Annotated in this window: 17 protein-coding genes, 1 pseudogene and 3 riboswitches; of the genes and pseudogenes, 15 read left to right on the top strand and 3 right to left on the bottom strand. The window is 36.6% G+C overall.

Annotation, left to right across the window (positions count from 1 at the left end; genetic code table 11):
* Positions 1–592: 592 nt before the first annotated feature.
* A riboswitch (purine riboswitch) is annotated at positions 593–694 on the top strand.
* 238 nt (positions 695–932) lie between these two features.
* Both HNP81_RS08025 and HNP81_RS08020 read left to right on the top strand, forming a co-directional pair.
* Positions 933–1,868, top strand: coding sequence for a nucleoside hydrolase (locus tag HNP81_RS08025; protein ID WP_182502241.1), 936 nt, complete (start codon positions 933–935; stop codon positions 1,866–1,868).
* Between the two features lie 320 nt (positions 1,869–2,188).
* Positions 2,189–3,445: a nucleoside permease gene (locus HNP81_RS08020; RefSeq protein ID WP_028390038.1), complete on the top strand. Its 1,257-nt coding sequence runs from the start codon at positions 2,189–2,191 to the stop codon at positions 3,443–3,445.
* Positions 3,446–3,988: 543 nt separating this feature from the next.
* Here the strand turns inward: HNP81_RS08020 and HNP81_RS08015 are convergent.
* Positions 3,989–4,888 (bottom strand): LysR family transcriptional regulator, encoded by a 900-nt coding sequence (locus tag HNP81_RS08015; protein ID WP_182502240.1) that lies wholly within the window; start codon positions 4,886–4,888, stop codon positions 3,989–3,991.
* Between the two features lie 136 nt (positions 4,889–5,024).
* On the opposite strand from HNP81_RS08015, the gene HNP81_RS08010 reads away from it, so the two are divergent.
* Positions 5,025–5,576, top strand: a complete 552-nt coding sequence (locus HNP81_RS08010) for a flavodoxin family protein (protein ID WP_028390040.1) — start codon at positions 5,025–5,027, stop codon at positions 5,574–5,576.
* A 165-nt stretch (positions 5,577–5,741) separates the two neighbouring features.
* On the opposite strand, the gene HNP81_RS08005 is transcribed toward HNP81_RS08010, so the two are convergent.
* On the bottom strand, positions 5,742–6,584 hold the full coding sequence (locus tag HNP81_RS08005) for an aldo/keto reductase (protein ID WP_182502239.1): 843 nt from the start codon (positions 6,582–6,584) through the stop codon (positions 5,742–5,744).
* 407 nt (positions 6,585–6,991) lie between these two features.
* Positions 6,992–8,182 carry an MFS transporter gene (locus HNP81_RS08000; RefSeq protein WP_182502238.1) on the bottom strand — a complete coding sequence of 397 codons (1,191 nt, stop codon included), beginning with the start codon at positions 8,180–8,182 and terminating at the stop codon, positions 6,992–6,994.
* Positions 8,183–8,381: 199 nt separating this feature from the next.
* On the opposite strand from HNP81_RS08000, the gene HNP81_RS07995 reads away from it, so the two are divergent.
* The 12 genes and pseudogenes from HNP81_RS07995 to HNP81_RS07945 all read left to right on the top strand — a co-directional run bounded on the left by HNP81_RS07995 (position 8,382) and on the right by HNP81_RS07945 (position 22,359).
* Positions 8,382–8,750, top strand: coding sequence for a winged helix-turn-helix transcriptional regulator (locus HNP81_RS07995; RefSeq protein WP_182502237.1), 369 nt, complete (start codon positions 8,382–8,384; stop codon positions 8,748–8,750).
* A 91-nt stretch (positions 8,751–8,841) separates the two neighbouring features.
* Positions 8,842–9,487, top strand: a pseudogene (locus tag HNP81_RS23785) (transposase); the annotation flags it as partial.
* Between the two features lie 330 nt (positions 9,488–9,817).
* Complete coding sequence (locus HNP81_RS07990; protein ID WP_034300222.1) at positions 9,818–10,828, top strand: LacI family DNA-binding transcriptional regulator; 1,011 nt, start codon at positions 9,818–9,820, stop codon at positions 10,826–10,828.
* 558 nt (positions 10,829–11,386) lie between these two features.
* On the top strand, positions 11,387–12,121 hold the full coding sequence (locus HNP81_RS07985) for a glutamine amidotransferase (protein WP_182502236.1): 735 nt from the start codon (positions 11,387–11,389) through the stop codon (positions 12,119–12,121).
* Between the two features lie 22 nt (positions 12,122–12,143).
* Positions 12,144–13,433, top strand: a complete 1,290-nt coding sequence (locus HNP81_RS07980) for an ArgE/DapE family deacylase (protein ID WP_182502235.1) — start codon at positions 12,144–12,146, stop codon at positions 13,431–13,433.
* Positions 13,434–13,451: 18 nt separating this feature from the next.
* Entirely contained in the window at positions 13,452–14,402 is a 951-nt protein-coding gene (locus tag HNP81_RS07975) for a substrate-binding domain-containing protein (protein WP_182502234.1), read from the top strand.
* A 53-nt stretch (positions 14,403–14,455) separates the two neighbouring features.
* Positions 14,456–15,958 (top strand): sugar ABC transporter ATP-binding protein, encoded by a 1,503-nt coding sequence (locus tag HNP81_RS07970; protein ID WP_182502233.1) that lies wholly within the window; start codon positions 14,456–14,458, stop codon positions 15,956–15,958.
* Positions 15,951–16,955, top strand: coding sequence for an ABC transporter permease (locus tag HNP81_RS07965; RefSeq protein ID WP_312859659.1), 1,005 nt, complete (start codon positions 15,951–15,953; stop codon positions 16,953–16,955). The genes HNP81_RS07970 and HNP81_RS07965 overlap by 8 nt, the downstream gene beginning before the upstream one ends.
* A 9-nt stretch (positions 16,956–16,964) precedes the next feature.
* Positions 16,965–17,804: a BtpA/SgcQ family protein gene (locus tag HNP81_RS07960; protein ID WP_028390052.1), complete on the top strand. Its 840-nt coding sequence runs from the start codon at positions 16,965–16,967 to the stop codon at positions 17,802–17,804.
* Positions 17,805–17,819: 15 nt separating this feature from the next.
* A complete protein-coding gene (locus HNP81_RS07955; RefSeq protein WP_182502232.1) occupies positions 17,820–18,713 on the top strand; it encodes a carbohydrate kinase family protein in 894 nt (297 codons plus the stop codon).
* A gap of 13 nt (positions 18,714–18,726) precedes the next feature.
* Complete coding sequence (locus tag HNP81_RS07950; RefSeq protein WP_182502231.1) at positions 18,727–19,911, top strand: M20 family metallopeptidase; 1,185 nt, start codon at positions 18,727–18,729, stop codon at positions 19,909–19,911.
* Positions 19,912–20,648: 737 nt separating this feature from the next.
* Positions 20,649–20,749: riboswitch (glycine riboswitch) on the top strand.
* Positions 20,750–20,752: 3 nt separating this feature from the next.
* A riboswitch (glycine riboswitch) is annotated at positions 20,753–20,833 on the top strand.
* Between the two features lie 125 nt (positions 20,834–20,958).
* A complete protein-coding gene (locus tag HNP81_RS07945) occupies positions 20,959–22,359 on the top strand; it encodes an MFS transporter (RefSeq protein ID WP_028390055.1) in 1,401 nt (466 codons plus the stop codon).
* Positions 22,360–22,462: the final 103 nt, after the last annotated feature.

Below are 22,462 nucleotides of genomic sequence, written 5' to 3'. Positions count from 1 at the left end.
CAGCTAAAATCGGTTAAAGTTCAGCTTCGAAAAGAAAAGATGAATGAGTGAAAAAATCGCGCAATACTAGTTCAAGAGTGGTTCTCACTTCGTAAAATGTTGTAGGGATGACTACTATTTTACATGAGAATCTCTCTTTTTTATGTAATTTTATCCCGCATAAATGGGCAGTAGACCCCCACCTCAAGAATTAGAAGAAGTAGGTGGAGGAGACAACTGCCCGTAAAAGCCCGATTGGTGAGATACAGTGAAACTTACCTTTGTGGATTTCAAAGGTTTAGTTGAGGCCCACAGGATGTGGGTCACACAGACGTTGCCGCAGGATGCGGCGTACTTAGTCTGTGATTCATTTAATCGGGTTTGTAGAGTCGCTTTATCGAAGCGTAGCGGAGATATTAGCGAATCTAGAACGGGACTAACACTCAGTAGTGGATGAAGAAAACCCCCATTGAATGAAGTTTCACTTTATTGGTAGAAATTAGATGATAAACGCTCGTGATATTATATCGAGAAAATATAAACAATTATTAAAAATATAAACAATTGTTTTTTATTTGTTGACGCGACTTTAAATCGTTGCTATGATAAAAGTGAATTTAATGTAGAATTATGTCGTATAATATTGGGAATATGGCCCAAAAGTTTCTACCAAGCCGCCGTAAAGGGCTTGACTACGAGGTAAGTTTTAAATGAAAGAGGGAGTCTCTTTCTTTTATTTACTCATACCCTAGTCAACGCTCCGGTAGATATCGGAGCGTTTTTTATCGTTTAAGTACTATTTAATTTTAGATTTTATTATGCAAAGTGTTATACCAAGAAAGTTTTGTTCGCTCTTAATGTGTAATAAAGTGTGACCCATTCCAACGCTTAGAAAACAGTTGGATCAATTCGTAAAGCAAAATAAAAATGCAATGTGAAAGGATTGAGAAAGAATGAAAAAGAAAATTTACTTTAATCATGATGGCGGTGTAGATGATCTTGTTTCTCTATTTTTATTACTGCAAATGGATACCATCGAACTAACTGGTGTTTCCGTCATTCCAGCTGATTGTTATTTAGAACCAGCTATGTTTGCAAGCCGAAAAATCATTGATCGCTTTGGAAAAGGCAGTCTAGATGTAGCAGAGTCAAATTCTCGTGGAAAAAATCCTTTTCCTAAAGATTGGCGTTTGCACGCTTTCTTTGTGGATGCCTTGCCAATATTAAATGAATCCGGAAAGATTGTTACACCAGTAGCGGAGAAACCAGCACATCTTCATATGATAGATGCCATTCACGCTTCAGATGAAAAAACTACTCTTTTATTCACCGGTCCACTTACGGATCTTGCTCGTGCACTAGATGAAGACCCTTCTATTGAAGAAAAAATCGATCGACTCGTATGGATGGGCGGCACTTTTCGTGATGTAGGAAATGTGGAAGAGCCTGAACATGATGGGACTGCGGAATGGAATGTGTTTTGGGACCCTGAAGCAGCTGGTCGAGTATGGAAAAGTAGTATAGAAATTGATTTAGTAGCGCTTGAAAGCACTAGCCAGGTACCTCTTACAGTAGATATACGTAATCGTTGGGCATCTGAACGTAAACACCTCGGTGTTGATTTTATTGGCCAATGTTATGCGATGTGCCCGCCGTTGGTTCACTTTACAACAAACTCAACATATTTTTTATGGGATGTCTTAACAACAGCATTTGTTGGTAATAGTGATATTGTAAAAGTGAAAAGAATTAATAGTATCGTGCATACAGATGGGCCGAGTCAGGGGCGTACAGAAGAAACAGACAATGGTCGCCCAGTAAATGTTGTTTATGATGTAAATTCTAATGCTTTCTTCGATTATATTACCGAATTATCTAAAAAAGCTTAATCTATAACATACAGATTTTGAAATAGATGGTTAATTAACATGAGGTTACAGTTTTTGTTAAAGTTAATAACTATCTTGAAAGCTTAAAGACCATTCTTTTTTTGTGAACCATTGATCGTAGTACATTTAGAGAAAAGTTCTTAATGTATTACGATCAATATAGTTGATTGTATTTTTTATAGAAAAAATTATCATGTGAGTAAGTCAAATACCAATATTATAGATACAATTACCGGAACTTTCAGAAAATAAATACATGACTCTATTTAAAATCAAAATTTTAAAAAAGAGTTTAGCACAAAGCATAGTTGGAGGAAAAAATGACTATAAAATCACGACTTAAAATTATGATGTCACTTCAGTTTTTTATTTGGGGATGTTGGCTTGTTACACTTGGCTCATATATGTTCAATACCTTGCATTTTACCGGCACACAAGTTGGAGGTGTTTATAGCACAATAGGGATTGCCTCTCTTCTAATGCCAAGTCTTGTAGGGATTATTGCAGATCGTTGGATAAAAGCAAATAGATTATATGGAATTTGCCATTTCCTTGGAGCGATTTTCTTATTTTTAGCTGCAGGGATTTCAGACCCTAATCTCATGTTTTGGGCTATGCTTTTTAACGCAATGGTTTACATGCCGACGATATCTTTATCTTATACGATTTCGTATTTTTGCCTAGAAAAAGAAGGGCTTGATACAACGAAAGACTTCCCTTCTGTTCGTGTTTTTGGAACAATTAGTTTTATTCTTGCGATGTGGGTAATTAGTCTTGGTGGACTTGAGTTAAGCAATATCCAGCTTTACATGGCTGCGGGGGCTTCCTTCTTACTTGCACTTTATTCATTTACACTGCCTGATAATCCAACATCAAATGTCAAAAAGGATAAGTCGTTAGTAAGTCTTTTAGGTCTAGATGCTTTCGTATTATTTAAGCAAAAGAGAATGGCTATCTTTTTCATTTTTGCTATGCTGTTAGGTGCGGCATTGCAGATTAACCTTGTATTTGCTGACCCATTTTTACATGATTTTGCGTCAATCGCTAACTATAAAGATAGCCTCGTTGTTAAATATCCAGCAATTTTATTATCAATGGGACAAATTGCTGAAGTATTCTTTATTCTTGCCATTCCTTTTTTCTTACGTAAATTTGGGATTAAGACGGTAATGTTGTTGAGCATGGTGGCATGGACATTACGCTTTATCCTTTTTGCCTATGGCAGCCCGTCTAATGTAGGAGTCATCTTATTGCTATTATCAATGATTGTATATGGTGCTGCATTTGACTTCTTTAATATTTCCGGCTCTATTTTTGTAGAAAAGGAAGTGGATCGTCGAATTCGTGGAAGTGCACAAGGCTTATTCATGACAATGGTCAACGGAATCGGTACCTATGTAGGCGCTGTTCTTAGTGGAAAACTGGTGGATTACTTTACGATTAACGGAGTGAAGGATTGGCAAAGTATCTGGTTAGTTTTTGCAGTATACACATTCGTCCTTGCAATCATTTTTGCTGTAAGTTTTAAATACAAGAATGATCTTAATGGAAATAAGAATGTAAATAATGTTGCTTAATAGATATTCTTTATCCTTTTTGTTTCTGCTTTGAAACGGTATTTGGTTTGAAATGTAATAAAGATTATTAGTTAAAATTTCATAAGATCGTTCACTGTTACTATTAAGCGAAACCCAACAATTAGTAAGCATATAGTCAGTATTTATTAAAGAAGTATCATAGAACAACTAAATGTTCTTGATACTTCTTTTTATATTTTTAATAAAGGGAAAACTGTAATTTTACTTAATAATGACCCTATCTTCATTGTCTGAATCGCTTACTGGGCGGAAAAGCATATCAATTAAATAACAAGTCGTGTGAATCGTAATAACTGTTGTTTTTTTACTAGAATCGAAATGTCTTTCACAATTTCCTTCTTGTTAACAGGGCGTTGCAGTTGATGCAGATATAAATAAGGTTATTTTAAACACTTTTGAATTAATTTAAAAGCACTTCTACTAATGAACTGCCCCATAAATGTTAGACATCAATCTAACATTTATAGGGGTTTTTATGGATAATTTCACAGAATACAACAACCGTTAAAGTGCAGTACTCATCTAAGTTTTATTTGTTTTAAAGGTTTCACGGGTTAATTCTATAAAGGCTTCTAATGGAGGAGTCATCCATTTATCTTTATGCCATGCAATCTGGGTAAAAATCGGTGATAAGGTGTTTATCCATGCCAATTCCTTCAGTTTTCCCAATCTAATGTCTGACTCGACTGCCATTTCCGGAAGTACCGCAATTCCCAAACCCGCCATCACACATTGTTTGATGGCTTCTATACTACCGAATTCGAATTTATTTTGTGGGTATACTTCTACTGAGCGAAGGGAATCTTCTAATAGGGTGCGATAGGAGCAGCCTAATTCAGTAAGTAAAAATGTTTCATATTCAAGATCTTTTGGACGAACTTCTGATTTGGCAAGTAAACGATGATTTGGAGCAACGACCATTTTGATTTTTTCTTGTGTAAGGCATTCTATTTTCAATGGATCTCCTGGCTTCGATGTGTCCATTATGAAAGCAATATCCAACAAGCCCTCCTGTAGCTCCTTTCTTGCCATTTCGTCAGAATGTGCCGGTTTAAATATGACCTTAATGTTAGGATATTGTTTCTTAAACTCCATGAGTATTGGTGGAAGTCGGTAAGTGCATTGACTTTCCTGTGCTCCAATTGTTAATGTTCCCGAAAGTCCTTCATCTCCACTTACAGCCATCTTTGCTTCTTCATTCAGTTTAATCATTTTATCTGCGTATAATTGAAACTTTCGCCCGGCTTCTGTCAAAATTAGACGCTTCCCTAGACGTTCAAACAAAGGTGTTCCAAGTTCAGCTTCAAGCGATTTCATTTGGGCCGTTACGCTCGATTGAGCAAAATTCAACATTTTCGCCGTTTGGGTAAAGTTCAGACTTTCAGCAGCTACCTTAAAGGTAATCAGTTGTTTGATCTCCAATTCTCTCACCTTCCTTAAATCGCTTTTATCGATTGATTTAATCGGAATAATCCGTTTTATTGTTTTTCAATATCATTATAAAATATTAATTAGAAATAAAAAATTATCAATTAACAAAAACGTGGAGGTTTTAAAGATGACCATTGCAGTTATTTACGGGGGAAACCGTCCAAACGGGAATACAGAGTCGTTAACAAAGTTGGCTACTCAAGGATTAGTCGTGGAGGAAATATATCTGAAGGATTATTTGATTGAACCTATAATAGATAAGCGTCATGCAGAGGAAGGGTTTCCCGAAATCAATGATGATTATGACTCAATCATTGATCGCATTCTTCTCCATGATATTCTTATTTTTTCTACCCCGATTTATTGGTATAGCATGACGGGAACAATGAAAAATTTTATTGATCGATGGTCCCAAACATTGAAAGACGCAAAGTATCCCGATTTTAAAAATCAAATGTCTCAAAAAAGAGCGTATGTAGTTGCAGTGGGTGGAGATAAGCCATACATGAAAGGTTTACCATTGATTCAGCAATTCCAGCATATCTTTGACTTTGTAGGGACAACCTTTGACGGATACATTATTGGTGAAGGAAACAAACCGGGTGAGATTGTTCAAGACATGAATGCATTATTTGCAGCCGAACAACTTCGAAAAAAATTACAAAACGCTTCGAGTTAGAAGGGATATAAGGAGAATTGAAGTACTTACGCCATCAGACATAAGTTTGGGACAATATCATTTGGCGTTCATTGTTCTATAGTATATTTAACGAACAAAACAGCCTCCCAATTGATAGATGTGTCTACCAATTGGGATGCTGATCATATCTTATGCCCTTTTTTATTAAAAATCAAAGTTGTCAGGATCTGGACCTACTCGAAGATTTTGATTTAGCTTGTTAATTCGCTGCATCTCTTCTTTAGTTAGTTCGAAGTCGAATATAGTTGAGTTCTCAACAATTCGATGTTCCTTCGTGGATTTTGGAATGGTGACAACGCCATTTTGTAAATCCCAGCGTAAAATAACTTGAGCAATAGTCTTGCTATAGTTATTTGCTATTTCTTGTAATACTAGATTATCTAATAATTGCCCTTGCATTAAAGGTGACCAAGCTTCTAACTGAATTCCATGTTCTTGACAAAAGGCTTGAATTTCTTTTTGAGTTAATCGTGGGTGGTATTCTACTTGATTGACCATCGGTTTAATTTCGGCATCATTCATTAAGTCTTCAAGATGGTGGACCTGGAAGTTGCTTACTCCAATAGCCTTTACTCTTCCTTCTTTATAAAGAGTCTCTAATGCACGCCAAGCTTCCTTATATTTACCTTCTACAGGCCAGTGAATAAGATATAGATCTAAATACTCAAGACCAAGTTTTTTTAAGCTTGTTTCATAAGCTGCTATAGTGGATTCGTAACCTAGGTCAGAATTCCAAACTTTCGATGTTATAAATAGTTCTTCTCTAGGGATATTTGTTTCTATTATTCCTTCACGGATAGCTTGACCAACTCCCGCTTCATTTTCATAAATGGCTGCTGTATCAATACTACGGTACCCATGTTTAATTGCCAATTTTACGGCATTAACCAGTTCAGGTCCTTCTTCTACTTTAAACACTCCAATTCCAAACCAAGGCATTTTTACACCATTATGCAAATTAGTTGTATCTTGTATGTTTTTAATCATTATAATTAAACCTCCAATTTTTATTTATGAGAAATGAGATTGTGCTATATTTGTTGATTTCACACTTATATTATTTAGCAAACCACCCCCTTCAATTTATCCCACTCTTAACTGGCAGTAAGACCCCTCCTTGAGATTCTGAGCATGCTAAAAGAAGATCGGTGGGGATCAACTGCCCGTAAAGGTGATACAGTGAAACCTACCTTAGTGGTCTTCAAAGGTGTAGTTGAGGCCCACAGGACGTGGGTCACATAGACGAAGACATGAGGACGCGGCGTACTTAGTCTGTGATTCATTGAATCGGGGTCGTAGAGTCGCTTTACCGAAGCGGAGTGAGGTATTAGCGACTCTAGATCGGGACTAACAATCAGTGGGGGGAAGAACCTCCCACTGATTGAAGTTTCAATTTATCCCCCCTTATGGTCTTTTCTTTCAAGGGATGCACTCCAACCTGCAAGGATGGCAGCTATCAGTACCATAAGTGCTCCTACCCAAGAGGTGTGAATCAGTCCAATAGAGTCTGTGATCATACCACCTAAGTAGGAGCCGATTGCAATTCCTGCGTTAAATGCAGCAATATTGATGGCAGACGCCACATCTACTCCAGTCGGTACAAATCGTTCTGCTAACATAACCACATACACTTGTAAGCCCGGCACATTCATAAAAGCTAGAAGCCCCATTAAGAAAATGGTAATCAATCCTGTTATTTTAAATGGTGCCGTAAACATCAGGAGAAATAATATCACCGCTTGCACAATAAACATGTAAAATAACGACTTAATTGGATTGTGATTCGACAGCTTTCCACCTATCATGTTGCCAATTGCGATTGCAATACCATAAACAAGAAGTATTACAGCAACTGTTCCTTCTTTATATCCTGTTATTTCCTGTAGCATGGGAGATAGATAAGTAAAGACAACGAATGTTCCTCCATAACCTAAGGCTGTAATTATAAATAAAAGCAATAAGCGACCATTTGTCACTAATTTGAATTGATCACGAAGTGTTGTACGAGTCGCTTTTCGTAAGCTAGATGGAATCAGGATACTATTCGCGATTAAGGCAATAATTCCGACGCCAATGATGATGATAAAGGCCATTCTCCAACCAAATTGTTGTCCAATAAATGTTCCCAATGGTACACCTGTTACAGTGGCTACCGTGAGTCCAGAAAACATTATGGATATGGCACTAGCTCTTTTATTTTCTGGTACTAAATCTGCAGCAATGGTAGAGCCAATGGACATAAAAACTCCATGTGAAAAGGCTGAAATGACACGAGCAACAAGTAACACACCAATGCTTGTCGCACTAGCAGCAATACTATTGCCTATAATAAAAATAACCATAATCCAAAGAAGTAATGATTTTCTTGACATACTAGAAGTAAAGGAAGTTAGAATCGGTGCCCCAAATGTTACTCCTAATGCATATAAGGAAACTGTCAAGCCTGCTGTCGTAACAGATATTTGTAAATCATTCGCTATTAATGGTAAAAGACCTACACTGATAAATTCTGTTGTTCCTATTGCAAATGCACTTATAGCTAAGGCTAACAGTGCGAAAGTACTTTGTTTTTTATCTAAAGACATTTTTCTCCTCCTAAAAATTTGGTAATGTATGAACGATCTTGTTTTAAGTAAACTAAAAACTAATTACATTCAAACTCAATCGATAAATGCTATTATGATACATATGAAATCAGTAGAGAAGTACGCACTTAAAAGTACTATAGGAACCAAAAGGTTCTATAGGTACTTTTAAGTTCCTATACATGTGGAGGAATTATATATGAAGAAGAAATACAATATTTCAGTAGAGGCGACGCTTGAAGTGATAGGGGGAAAGTGGAAATGTGTCATTCTATGCCATCTAACACACGGTAAGAAACGAACAAGTGAATTGAAGCGTCTTATGCCGGACATTACACAAAAGATGTTAACACAACAATTACGTGAATTAGAGGTAGATGGAGTCATTAATAGAATTGTTTATAATCAAGTTCCACCAAAAGTGGAGTATGAGCTAAGTGAATATGGATGGAGCTTACAAGGTATCTTAAATTCGCTTTGCACTTGGGGAGAACAACATCTTATCAAAGTGTATGGTGATACATCTGATGTTTTGGAAGAGAACGTTCTAAATGAACATCTAAAATAATGAGTGAAGGATTTTGAAAAGATTTCTTTTAACGTTCTTTTGTTGTTTAGGAATAAAGTTTGGTTATTGAAGTGGTGTTATGCTTGAACAAGGTGGGAAGAAAAACAGCGAAGGTAAGAATGTTTATTGCTATGGCTTTAAGGACATTTAGCCGTTGGAACAGAAAGCCAATATATTATTTAATCCCGTTTTCTTCCCGAAATTTGAATGACGGAAAGATGGCGATTCCTTTATTAAAAGGGCTCCATAAGCGTGTGCGATACGTTACGAAATGATAGACGCAAGATATGATATTGAGCCGATTTAAACACAGACTCACCGAATGGGTCAACAATCATTGATTGCTTATAATAAGCCTGAGCCAGAAGGCTTTGATATACATTTCGTACAGACTTGTTTTCGTGAACACTCGTATCGCTATGATAGTTTAGATCCGAACAAACACTCAAGTACATGCGTCCTAAAGAATGTAGGACTGTCCTTTAGCCAATGAAGGTCTTTGCCAAAATGGATATAAGGCGAACATCCCCTCTGACATTAGAAATAATACTACATCAGTCCGCTGCTCAAAAACTTGGAAACCGATTTTAATCGCCATACCTCTGTGGATGTCCCAAGCTACACTTTCAGCTCAAGACTGTTCGTTATCGTGTAGGAAAACGTACCAAGGTTCAATTGATCTAACCTTGGTTTATCATGCTTCAAAAATTGCTGTCGACCGTATGAATGCAACTTAAACATTCAAAAGCAAGCTGCTTAAAGTTAAAATTTTTAATAGAACTAAATTTTTAAGTCTGTATTTCAAATTAAAATAATGAATCATGAAATTGACTTAAGCATCAATCCTTTTACAAAGATTCCGACTATATCGATGATGGCGGATCTCAACATGAAATAAAAAAATTCATAATACTTAAAATAAATATTGAAAAGTCTAAAAAATTAATTTATAATCCAAATGTAAACGTTTTTACAAAAAGGTGAATTGCCATAATGATACAATTGTAAATATAGTATTTATTTGGTAAAAACGTTTACATATTTACTAAGTTTTATGGAGGATCGTAATGACCTGTGACATAACAATTAAAGATGTCGCTAAACAAGCAAATGTTTCAGTAGCGACAGTTTCAAGAGTCCTAAATGGACTGGATAGGGTTAGTGACCAAACACGTAAAAAGGTATTAAAAGTAGTTAAGGAACTAAATTATGTACCTAATACGATGGCTGCATCCATGATTACTAAACAAACGCAGATGTTGGCAGTGGTCGTTCCTGAAATAGAAAACCCATTTTATACATCAGTTATCAAAGGAACAGTTAATGTGGCTAAAGAAAGGGGTTATAATACCTTTGTATTTTCAACAAATGATAGTGAAAGTGAAGAAGATACATTCTTTGAAAGCTCCCTCCGGAGAAATGTTGATGGAATTGTACTAATTGGCGCACATAAGGATCCAGTATTTTATCAAAAAATGAATAAGCCAGTCATCCTCGTAGATCGTTATATTGATGGTTGCGGTCTTGATGGAGTGATCATTGACAATTTTGGTGGAGCATATGAAGCCACTAAATATTTAATCGAATATGGACATCGAGATATCGCTATTATTACTGGACCTCAAACATTTAATGACGGAACTGAAAGGTACTGGGGATATCAACAAGCACTAAAAGATAATGGTATTGAATTAGTAAGTGATTACCAAAAGCATGGAGATTGGTTTGAAAACAACGGTTACCAATCAACTAAAGAACTGATGAAATTACCCAAACCGCCAACAGCAATATTTGCTGCAAACAATCTGATTTGTCAAGGAACTATAAAGGCATTAAGAGATTTGGATCTCACAATAGGATTAGATGTATCCCTCGTAGGCTTTGATGCAAATGATCTTGCTGAATTTGTTAAGCCGAGAGTGAGTGTTGTAAAACGTCCAACATATGAAATGGGGACTCATGCAGCTGAAATGCTCATTGAAAAGTTAAAGCAAGTTGAAAAAAACGAATCATTTCCTAAGAAAGTTACCTTAGGTGTTGAACTTCAGAAATTTGGGTCGGTGAAATACTTGGGTTAAGGAGCGGGAGGAATGTCCCGAATTTTAGTGATAAGTAGTATGAATATGGATAATGGTGAGACGATACAGGGGATAGAAACTTCCTTTTTCTCAGGAGGAAAGAGTGCACTTCAAGCTGCGCAGCCGCAATAGCAGTTACACTAGAAAGTGCTCAAAATTCAATACCGTATTCAAAGCAAGTTAATACTTTTAATGAGAAAAAGAAATACAGAGAATGTATTACAATCTGAATGTCTGTCTTGATAGAACATTTAGTATGAAACACTGAAAAGTTAATCTAAGGGTATAGCAGCTATTAATTTAATAGTTTAATAGCGAATAGTGTTTTATCAAGGTATCAGACTTCAAATAGCAATAACGACAGTAGGAGTAAAAAGGATCAAAATGTTATTTGAAAGGGGTGATGCAAAAAGTTGATATGGTAAATGATTGTTGAAATGAAGATAGGAGCGATTGGTCAGAGGAAGTCTAGTGAAATAGCTAAGATTGGCATCTTATCAGAAATCAAGTAGATTTTCGCTAGTAATGTAATCGCTTACAAATAAAGGGGGAATTGAAATGAGAATATTATTTATAGGGGAATCATGGACTGTTCATATGATTCATGCAAAAGGATATGACACGTTTGAATCAACTAAATATGAAGAAGGCGCAACTTTTTTAATTGATAGTTTAAGAAATAGAGGTATAGAAATTGATTACATGCCTTCACACGAAGTTCAAGTGAGATTTCCGGATAAGCTTGAAGCTTTGGAGCAGTACGATTCGATTGTGATTAGTGATATAGGAAGTAATACTTTCTTGCTTCAAAATAAAACCTTTTATTATATGGAAAGAATTCCGAATTCCTTAGAACTTATACGTCAATATGTCGAAAATGGCGGAGGGCTATTGATGATAGGAGGCTATCTATCTTTTATGGGGATAGAAGGAAAAGCCAACTATAAAAATACGATTCTTGCTGACGTTCTTCCAGTAGAAATGTTAGACAGGGATGATAGGGTAGAAAAACCAGAAGGGGTTTATCCTGAAACAACTCTTGAGCACTCGATAACAAAAGGTCTCGAACAATGGCCGCCGTTTTTAGGCTATAATCGTTTTTCTGCAAAGGAAAATGCAACAACTTTGGTACAAATCGAAGGAGATCCATTATTAGTTATTGGGGAATATGGAAAAGGGAAAACAGCTGCCTTTGCTAGCGATTGTGCTCCACATTGGGGGCCAATAGAATTCATGGACTGGGAATATTATCAACCATTATGGCAACGAATTTTAGAACACATTAAGAAATAATAATCGTAGGCTGGTGATGTGAATGACTGTAAATGAAATCGTATATTCAAATAAGGAAGAGTATATAAACTTCTTGTCACAATTAGTGCAAACCGATACTCAAGTGCTTGGGCACGGGGTTCTTGGCGGAAAAGAAAAAGCGGGGCAAGAAATCATTAAGCAGAAACTTTTGGATCTTGGCTTTGAAATTGATGAGTTTTTAGTGGAAGATGAAAAAATAAAAAAATTTCCAGGTGCCAATTTAGGTCATGATAATCGCGAGCGTCCCAATATTGTAGGAATTCTAAAAGGAACGGGTGGAGGAAAATCTTTAATACTAAACGGGCATATAGATACCATGCCATTCGGAGACCGAGATAAGTGGTCTAATGATCCTTTCTTAGGACAAGTTCAAGGAGATGTTCTATATGGACTTGGGTCTACCGATATGAAGGCATCTTTAGCTGCCATGATTCTAGCAGCACAAGTCATCAAGACGTCAGGAATACAATTAAAAGGTGATTTAATTATCCAATCCGTAGTTGATGAGGAAGGTGGTGGGAATGGAACTCTTGCTTGTGTAGAAAGAGGTTATACAGCTGATGCAGCGATTGTGGGGGAACCTACTCAATTACACATCCAGCCAGCGCATATGGGGTTTTTATTTCATGAAATAGTGGTTGAAGGGCATAGTCTTCATTCCAGCCAACTTTGGGAGGGTGTCAATGCTATTGACAAGGCGATAAAAATCTATCAATCTCTGAAAGATTTGGAGCATCGCTGGCTTATGACAGAGAAACATCCTCTTTTACCAGGCCCTACTATTAATCTTGGGGAGATAGCAGGAGGTATAGCTGGTTCAGTAGTTCCAGGTTCTTGTACGTTAAAAACATGTCTTCATTATCAGCCAAAACAAAATGAAGCTTATGGACTAACAAGAGAGCGTGTGAACAGCCAAGTGTTAGGGGCTATTGAAAGCGTTGTCAATGGCGATGAGTGGTTGAAGGAACATCCTCCTCAAGTAAATGTTTATCAGGAAGGATATCCTTTTGAAACGCCAATAACTCATTCACTCGTACAAGAAATGAAGAGTGTAATAGAGGATGTATTACAGAAAGAAGCTGTAATTGAGGGGATGCCCGCGGGATGTGATGCTCGTATCCTTTCTGGATTCGGTAAAATTCCTACGATTATTGTAGGCTGTGGAGATCCGAGACAATGTCACTGTGTCGATGAATCAGTGCCTATATCTCAGTTTTTATCATTAATCGAGATTTATGTGAATTTCATTATTTCTTGGTGTGATGTTGAGTCAATAAATTTAAATAATTAAAAATATGGAGGGGAATTTATGAAAAAAGTTTTTTTACTAATCGTTGCAGCTATGGTCATGATTTTGGCAGCTTGTAGTTCGTCTAATGTGGAAAAGTCAGGATCTGACAAAAAGGAAGACGGAAAATTAACAATTGGAGTTACAACAGCTACATTACGTCATCAGTTTTTTATTGATATTGACAATGGGATGAAAAAAGCTGCTGAAGAAGCTGGAGTAGAATTATTAGTTAATGACCCTAACTTGGATTTAGCTAAGCAAGTATCTTCAATTGAAGATTATATGCAAAAAAAGGTAGATGCTTTAGTAGTTTTAGCGGTTGATAATGCTGGAGTTATTCCTGTAATTGAAGAAGCGAAAGATAAAGGAATTCCTATTATTACTGCAGATGCTGTTGTGGAAAGTGAAAGTGTAGATACTTTTATCGGAACTGAAAATTATGAAGCTGGTAAACAATTAGGTGAGTATTTAAAAAACAAAGTTGAAGCAGATGGGAAAGAAGTAGAAGTCGCAGTTGTCACGCACGAGCAATCTTTCGTACAAAAACAAAGATTAGAAGGATTAAAAGAAGCGCTAAAAGGGTTTGATAAGGTTAAAATTCTAAACAGCCAACCAGGATACGATCGTCAAAAATCAATGGCTACAGTTGAAAATATCCTTCAAGCGAATCCGCATGTCGATTATATTTATGCTACTGCAGAAAACAGCGTTTTAGGTGCATTAGCAGCTCTTGAATCAGCTAACAACAAGCATACAAAAATTATTGGTTTTGATGTGACGGATGAGGCAGCAGAAGGAGTCCGTGAAGATTATATACTAGCAATGATACAGCAGCAACCATCTAAAATCGGTGAAGAATCTATTAAAGCAGCTCTTGAAGCAATTAATGGTAAGAAACTAGATAAAAATATTAGTGTTCCTGTCATTCTTATTGATAAAGAAAATGTCGATGAACATTTCAAAAAATAATCAGGGAGGTTTTTCTCCTTGATTTTAACTCCAAAAGAGAGGGGAGTTGTTTAATGAACTCACCAATAATCGAGTTGAAACATATTACAAAATCATTTTCTGGTGTAAAAGCCTTAACGGATGTTTCACTAACTGTTCATCCAGGTAGTGTTCATGCGCTTGTAGGTGAAAATGGTGCAGGAAAGTCCACTTTAATGAAAATATTAACTGGTGCTTATTCGAAATCTAGTGGTGAAATTTTTTATAAAGGTGAAAAAGTTGAGAATATGGATCCGAAGACTTCAAAGAAATTAGGGATTCATTGTATTTATCAAGAATTAAATGTAGCGAACTACTTAACTGTAGCAGAAAATGTGTTTCTAGGCAGTCAACCTGTAAACAAACTGGGTTTAATTGATTGGAAACAAATGAATCAAACCGCAAAAGAAATTTTTGCATCGCTTCAAATAAATTTAGATCCAAAGCAAATGGCTAAAGATATCAGTATTGCCCAAAAGCAAATGATCGAAATTGCACGTGCCATTTCTCAAGATGCAAAAATATTAATCATGGATGAACCAACATCTTCTTTATCAGAAAGAGAAACAGAGATATTGCTTTCATTAGTTACAGAATTAAAAAATAAAGGTGTTAGTATCCTGTACATTTCGCACAGGATGGATGAGATATTTAAAGTATGTGATACTGTAACCGTTTTAAGGGACGGGAAGTATATAAAATCTTTGCCTATGAGTGAAGTTAAGGATGTTGATTCCCTAGTCGAATTAATGGTTAATCGTAAAATGGAAAGTTACTTCAATAAAATTGAAGTTCCAATTGGTGAAACAATTCTTGATGTACAAAACCTTTCAAAAACAGGAGTTCTTAATAATATCAACTTTAATCTGCGTTCTGGCGAAATTCTAGGTATTGCTGGACTGGTAGGTTCAGGACGAACAGAAATTGCCCAGGCATTATTCGGTATGCTTAAAAAGGATGCGGGAGAAATTCTTATTGATAATAAAAAGGTAGAAATTAAAGGGCCGAGTGATGCGATAAAGTTAGGTATCGGCTTTGTGACAGAAAACCGTAAAGAGACAGGGCTAGTTCTCAAACAAACTGTTAGAGATAACATTTCCCTACCGAATCTCAGAAAATATACTACGAATCTATTTATTAATAAGAAGGCAGAAAAGAAAGAATCGGAAGACTATAAGAAGAAATTAAATATTAAAACTAGATCAATAGAACAGACGATATCTACTTTAAGTGGAGGAAATCAACAAAAAGCAATCATCTCAAGGTGGATGATCCAAGAACCACGTATTCTCATTTTAGATGAGCCGTGTCGCGGGGTAGATGTAGGGGCAAAAGCAGAAATCTTTGCACAAATTAGTAAACTTGCTGAGCAAGGAGTTGGGATTATCATGATATCTTCAGAAATAGCTGAGATCGTTGGAATGAGTGACCGGACAATCGTAATGAGGGAAGGTACTCTTGCGGGTGAACTGGAAAAAGATATGATTACCTCTGATAATATATTGAAATTAGCTTTTGGGGGTGGAATAAGTGCTTAAGAATAATTCAAGTAGCATCGAAATGAGTCAAAATAACAAAAATATAAACTGGAAAAATACTCTTTTCGTCATTTTTGACAAAGGGAGTACGACTATTGGACTTGCTCTTCTCTTTATTATTATGTCTATTATCACAACTGATTTTTTAACAGTTGACAACTTAGTCAATGTAATGCGCCAATCTTCAGTTCTATGCATTATGGCTGTAGCCATGACTTTCATTATTATTACAGGTGGGATTGATTTAAGTGCAGGGTCACAGCTGGCTGTTAGTGGAGTTGCTGTAAGTGGACTGATTGTTGCAGGTGTACCAATACCATTGGCAATACTCTTAACGATTATCATTGGTGGGCTAATTGGGTTATTCATGGGCACTGTTATTTCAACACAGAATATTCCGCCATTCATTGTTACTTTAGCAATGTTGACCATTCTTAGCGGAATCGCATTTGTGTACACCGAAGGAACGCCAATCGTTGTTTCTGATGCTGTATTTCGTGAGATAGGACGAGGATTTATCGGTCCCATTCCAACTGCTATTGTGATTATGATTATTGTTGCGATTATTGGCCATTTATTATTATCGCATACACGCTTTGGAAGATACGTTTATACAATTGGGGACAATGAAGAAGCTGCTAGATTATGTGGAATAAATGTAAAACTAGTTAAAACGAGTGTTTATGCTTTTGGTGGGGCTATTATGGCGATTGCAGGTATTGTACTTGCTTCCCGTTTGTCATCAGGTTCTCCAAATGCAGGTACTGGTTCAGAATTAGATGCAATAGCCGCTGTTGTTTTAGGTGGGACAAATCTATTTGGAGGAGAAGGGAAAATTTCTGGAACCTTAATGGGAGTAGCGATTATTTCCATTCTGAACAACGGATTAAATTTATTAAATGTGTCTTCTTATAATCAGCTAATGATTAAAGGAGTAGTTATACTTTTAGCGGTTTGGTTAAATTCAATTAAAGCAAGAAGAAAGGCTAGCGTATAGGTGATGAATATGAGCGGTGGAGTATTTCCTGAAAAGAGATTCGTATTAGAAAATATATTTCATGTGAGTAAGCCAATTATTGGAATGGTTCATTTAAAACCACTCCCTGGAGCACCTCATTATAAAGGTGAAAGCATTGATGAAATGATTGAATTTGCGCTGGAGGATGTACGTCGTTTGGAGGAAGGAGGGATCGATGGATTGCAAATAGAAAATGCATGGGATCTCCCTTTCCCGAAGCCTGAAGATTTTAGCTTCGAAACAGTTGCTGCTATGACTGCTGTCGGGGTAGAAATTGCAAAAGCTACAAAGCTCCCCCTTGGAGTCAATTGTTTAGCAAATGCAGTCATTCCAGCCATTGCCATTGCAAAAGCGTGTAAAGCTAAGTGGGTAAGATCGAACCAATGGGTAAATGCGTACGTTGCGAATGAAGGTATTGTAGAAGGTGCTTCAGCTAACGCAATGAGATATAAAGCAAATCTTTACGGTGATGATATTAAAATTATGGCTGATGTTCATGTGAAACATGGAAGTCATTCCATCGTGGCAGACCGAAGCCTAGCAGAACAAACGAGGGATAATGAGTTTTTCGATGCAGATATATTAATTGCGACAGGAAATAGAACAGGTGACGAAACTTCCTTAGATGAGCTTATAGGGATAAAAGAGAATGCTAGTTTACCGGTGATAATTGGCAGTGGGATGACTGAACAAAATGCAAAAAAAATTCTCTCCATAGCTGATGGAGCTATTGTCGGAAGTTCATTAAAAGAAAACGGAAATTGGTGGGAAAGAGTAGAGGTAGAAAGAGTTAAGAAGTTTATGGATGAAGTTCATTCACTCCGATAGATTAGAGGTCTTAATATGGTAAAGGTTGCTATACATGGTTTTATTAATATAGATATCATAGGCCTTGTAGATAAATTTACAGAAACCGATCAGGAGACCAAACTTAAGAACCTTCAATTAACCCCAGGTGGGTCAGCAGCGAATGTCGCTGTTGGACTCTCCCGTTTGGGGGAGGAGGTTTATTTTTTAGGTGCGATTGGTGATGATATCTATACGTCCTACCTTTTGGATAATTTAGAGAATACTAGACTAGATTATGTCCAAATAATTAGGGGCAAACCGTCAGGAACGGCAATGGCATTAGTAGATGGTTCTGGTTTAAGAACCATGTATACCTATCCAGGTGCGAATGTAAACTATAATCTTAAAAACGTGCCAAAGGAATTTTATGAGGAAATTACACATTTACATTTAAGTAGTCCATATCTAGAAGTGGCTGAATCATTCTTTCAATGGAAAGAGGAGAATATTGATCTGAAGATATCTTTAGATCCTAGTACTTTATTAACTAAGAAGGGCTTGTCTTATTTACTGCCCATACTGTCGAAAACAGATATTTTGTTTCTCAATCATTCTGAACTAAATGATTTGTTTCCAGAACAAGATATTGATTACTCCATTCGGAGGCTACACGAATTAGGTATCAAGCAAGTTTTTATTAAATTAGGTAAAGAGGGAGCTCTTTCAAGTGTTTTATCAGGAGGAACATACAAACGAATACAACTACCCGCTCTACAGGTAGAAGCAATAGATTCAACTGGTTCAGGCGATGCTTTTGCAGTAGGTGCACTATATGGAATCATACGAGAATGGCCACAGGAATTGATTTTACAGACAGGAATTAACTTAGGAGGTAGGGTAGTATCTCAGATTGGTTCTAGAAAAGGGCTGCCATTTACACTTGAATAGGAGGGGAGTTATATTGGAATTAGAAAATGTATTTAAACAAATTGATGAGGATGATGCAATATTATTTTTACAATCATTAATTCAAATAAACACAATAAATCCACCTGGGATGGAAAAAGCACTAGCTGATTTAATAAGCCTTCGTTTAAGTGAATCTGGGTTATTGATCCATTCTGATGTTGTTGAGGAAGATAGAGAAAATTTAATTGTTTCATATTCTAGTGAAGATCAATTAACTAATAACTCAAAAACACTGATTTACAGTGGTCATTTTGACACTGTTCCCGTTGGAAATGTAGAATGGAATTTTCCTGTCTTTGAGGGCAAACAAGTAGAAAATCGAATATTCGGGCGTGGCTCCTCAGATATGAAAAGTGGAGTTGCTGCCATGATTTTAGCAATTGAATGTATACAAAAAGCAGGAATAAAATTGAGTGGAAACCTACAATTCATTGGAACGGTTGGGGAAGAAGTAAATTGTATTGGTGCTAGAGAAGTAGTTAAAAAAGGTCAAATTGACCAAGCTACAGCTATTGTAATTAGTGAACCTACCTCAAATCAGGTGGTTGTTGCACACAAAGGGGCACTTTGGCTTGAGATCTCTATGTTTGGTAAAACAGCTCACGGTTCAATGCCGTCTCATGGGATTAATGCAATATTGGCTATCAATCATTTTATAAATAAATTAAACAATTATGATCTTCGTTATGAACGTCATGATATTTTAGGCGATTCTACATTAAATATAGGAATGATTCAAGGCGGAGTAGGTCCTAACGTAGTGCCTGACCAGTGCAAAATTACCATTGATATTCGAACTGTACCAGGGCAAAATCATCAGGAAATTATTGGGGAAATAAATGAACTCTTACAAAAAGTATCTGAGGAAATGAACGTTTCTTATAAAATTGATGTCATAAACAACTTAGTATCTGTATATACTGCGCCCGATCATCCATTTATTCATTTGGCTTTGGATAAAGCGCAATCATATTTGCAAAACGATCCCAATATAGGGGGAGTTAATTATTATACAGATGGGTCTATCTATAGGAATCATCTTCAAAATGTTCCAATATTAATCTGTGGACCAGGAGAGCCTACAGTGGCTCATCAGCCCGATGAATGGGTTGACATACAAAAATATCTAGACTCCATACGGTTTTATATTTCTCTCGCAATTAATTATTTAAAGTAGAAGAATATAAAACTCGAATTAAAGTGAAGTATATTTTGTACTCAAGAAGTATTAAGCGATATGAAAAAGAGTAATTGGATGGATAAAGATAAAGTTTGGCTGTTTTCACATACTTTGTTGCTTTTCAATCATTTTTACACTAATAACCCGGGTTGATTTCCGTTGCAGGTACTTGCTTTCCGCGGGCGGTCTCAGAAGCCTCCTCAGTGCTTTGCACTTGCGGGGTCTCCCTCTACACGCTTTTCCCGCAGGAGTCTCGCACCTTCCACTACAATCAACATCTGTTCGAATTGGTTTCTTGCAAAAAAACAACAATCTTTACGAAAAGAGCCTAAAGTTTTTAATAAGTGATAAGGAGATTGGATGTTGCCGGTCTCCTTTATTTTCTATAGGTAAGAGATCATTGATGTACTCCTCTAATTACTATTAGGGGAGTTATCTGTTTTGTATTATTGGCAACATAACCTGCTAACAAGGACAATATTCCATCACGAAAGTTTTAATGGGGTATTAGAAAGTAAACCGAAAGTTGCTATTAGTTGGTCGGTTACCATCTGAAAGATCCTTTTTCACAGCAATATTCCATATCTATCCGTGGAACGTCTTGTGAAACGATTGTTCTGGGCGTCAAAGTGACAATAGATTTTGAAAGCGTTTTCGATTTTAGTTGACACGATCGACTTTTGAAATTATTCTATAAATACAGAATATACAGAAAATATAGAAATCATAGATGGATGAAAGTTGCAGGAGAGTGTTTATTATAAGCCACCGAAGGAGCAAACTTCAATAAGACCCTTGAAGCGAATCTCTCAGGTAGAAGAACTGCAGCTGGACACACCTCTGGAGAGAGCGTATGAATCGATACGTCACCAAAGGGGAAAGGCTCTATTGAGCTAAACTCTCAGGTAAAAGGACAGAGAAGGGCAGAGAAACACACTGTTTTTCTCTGTCCTTTTTGTTGTGCCTGCATAATTTACACGTTCATCATCACTGTAGAGACATAGTTAGTTAAATGGATATTTAACCAAAAAGGAGTGGTTCACCATGGAAACAAGCTATAAAGGTAATAACAGAATGATGACGGGGATTGTGTTTGGGGTGCTTACTTATTGGCTTTTCTCACAGTCACTCATAAATGTGATGCCTGAAGTTCAGTTAGATATGGGCATTTCGATGGGACTTTTGAATACAGCAATTAGTTTATCCGGTTTATTTTCAGGCATGTTTATTGTAGCAGCTGGAGGAATATCTGATCGAATTGGACGCAAGAAAATTACAACTATTGGTTTACTATTAAATATAATTGGTTCACTTTGTCTCGTATTTGCACAGGAGACGGTTCTCTTAATTATTGGGCGTGTGATTCAAGGCATCTCGGCAGCGTGTATTATGCCTGCAACGATTGCTTTGGTGAAAACCTATTTTGACGGCCCAGACCGACAAAGAGCCATAAGTTACTGGTCTTTTGGATCTTGGGGCGGCATAGGCATTTGTTCATTAGCTGGAGGTTTAATTGCTACGTATATGGGATGGCGCTGGATCTTTATATTTTCCATTATTTTCACTTTACTATCTATGTTTTTGATTAAAGATGTACCAGAGAGTAAAGCGGAACAAAGCAATTCAGCAAAATTTGATTTTCCTGGCTTTGTTATCTTTCTATTAGTGATGGTCGCTTTGAATGTTGTCATTACACATGGAGATGCCTTCGGATGGACAAGCCCTCTTTCGTTAACGTTAATGGCTACCACTGTCATAGGTGGTTGGATATTTTTAAAACTTGTAAAAGGGAAATCTAACGGATTTATCGATCTATCTTTATTTAAAAATAAATATTTTACTGGGGCTACTGTGTCAAACTTTTTAATAAGTGGTGTAGCGGGAGCACTTATTGTTGCGAATACCTATGTTCAAATGGCAAGAGGATACAGTTCTTTTCAATCTGGGTTATTATCAATTGGCAATTTAGTTGCTACATTAGCGATGATTCGTATTGGTGAAAAAATATTACAACGAAGTGGTCCAAGAAAGCCGATGGTCATAGCTTGTCTTTTAGTGATCGTTGGAATTATCTTAATGACATTAACATTCTTACCAAATGCGATTTATTCCATTGTTGTATTTATTGGTTTTACCGTGTATGGGATTGGACTTGGCCTTTATGCGACACCATCTACGGATACAGCAGTAGACAATGTACCGGCAGCAAAAGCAGGAGAGGCAGCTGGTATTTATAAAATGTCTAGTACACTTGGAAACTCATTCGGATTAGCGATATCTGTTACTGTTTATAGTGTAGTTGAAAAGGCTGGAAATATGGAAGTGGCTGCAAGTATGGGGTTATTGACAAATGCTATTTTTGCTGGACTAGCTTTACTAGCTATAGTAGCTGCGATTCCAAAAAAAGGTGTCAGGGAATCAATGAAAGTGAGGAAAGCTTCTTAAACTACATTGAGTCATGCACCATAAAACAAGATAATGGTGGGGAAAAATGTAGTAATAGTGGTATATTGGAAATAAAGGTAGAAAGTAAATCTCATTTAGGCGT

This window comes from Peribacillus huizhouensis (assembly GCF_014138605.1).
Lineage (GTDB): Bacteria > Bacillota > Bacilli > Bacillales > DSM-1321 > Peribacillus > Peribacillus huizhouensis.
This window is presented reverse-complemented; position numbering and strand designations above follow the sequence as displayed.

Excerpts from the sequence above, each read along its gene's own strand:
- HNP81_RS08025 (WP_182502241.1), top strand. The coding sequence starts at position 933 with ATGAAAAAGAAAATTTACTTTAATCATGATGGCGGTGTAGATGATCTT.
- HNP81_RS08020 (WP_028390038.1), top strand. The coding sequence starts at position 2,189 with ATGACTATAAAATCACGACTTAAAATTATGATGTCACTTCAGTTTTTT.
- HNP81_RS08010 (WP_028390040.1), top strand. The coding sequence starts at position 5,025 with ATGACCATTGCAGTTATTTACGGGGGAAACCGTCCAAACGGGAATACA.
- HNP81_RS08005 (WP_182502239.1), bottom strand. The coding sequence starts at position 6,584 with ATGATTAAAAACATACAAGATACAACTAATTTGCATAATGGTGTAAAA.
- HNP81_RS08000 (WP_182502238.1), bottom strand. The coding sequence starts at position 8,182 with ATGTCTTTAGATAAAAAACAAAGTACTTTCGCACTGTTAGCCTTAGCT.
- HNP81_RS07995 (WP_182502237.1), top strand. The coding sequence starts at position 8,382 with ATGAAGAAGAAATACAATATTTCAGTAGAGGCGACGCTTGAAGTGATA.
- HNP81_RS07990 (WP_034300222.1), top strand. The coding sequence starts at position 9,818 with ATGACCTGTGACATAACAATTAAAGATGTCGCTAAACAAGCAAATGTT.
- HNP81_RS07985 (WP_182502236.1), top strand. The coding sequence starts at position 11,387 with ATGAGAATATTATTTATAGGGGAATCATGGACTGTTCATATGATTCAT.
- HNP81_RS07980 (WP_182502235.1), top strand. The coding sequence starts at position 12,144 with ATGACTGTAAATGAAATCGTATATTCAAATAAGGAAGAGTATATAAAC.
- HNP81_RS07975 (WP_182502234.1), top strand. The coding sequence starts at position 13,452 with ATGAAAAAAGTTTTTTTACTAATCGTTGCAGCTATGGTCATGATTTTG.
- HNP81_RS07970 (WP_182502233.1), top strand. The coding sequence starts at position 14,456 with ATGAACTCACCAATAATCGAGTTGAAACATATTACAAAATCATTTTCT.
- HNP81_RS07960 (WP_028390052.1), top strand. The coding sequence starts at position 16,965 with ATGAGCGGTGGAGTATTTCCTGAAAAGAGATTCGTATTAGAAAATATA.
- HNP81_RS07955 (WP_182502232.1), top strand. The coding sequence starts at position 17,820 with ATGGTAAAGGTTGCTATACATGGTTTTATTAATATAGATATCATAGGC.
- HNP81_RS07945 (WP_028390055.1), top strand. The coding sequence starts at position 20,959 with ATGGAAACAAGCTATAAAGGTAATAACAGAATGATGACGGGGATTGTG.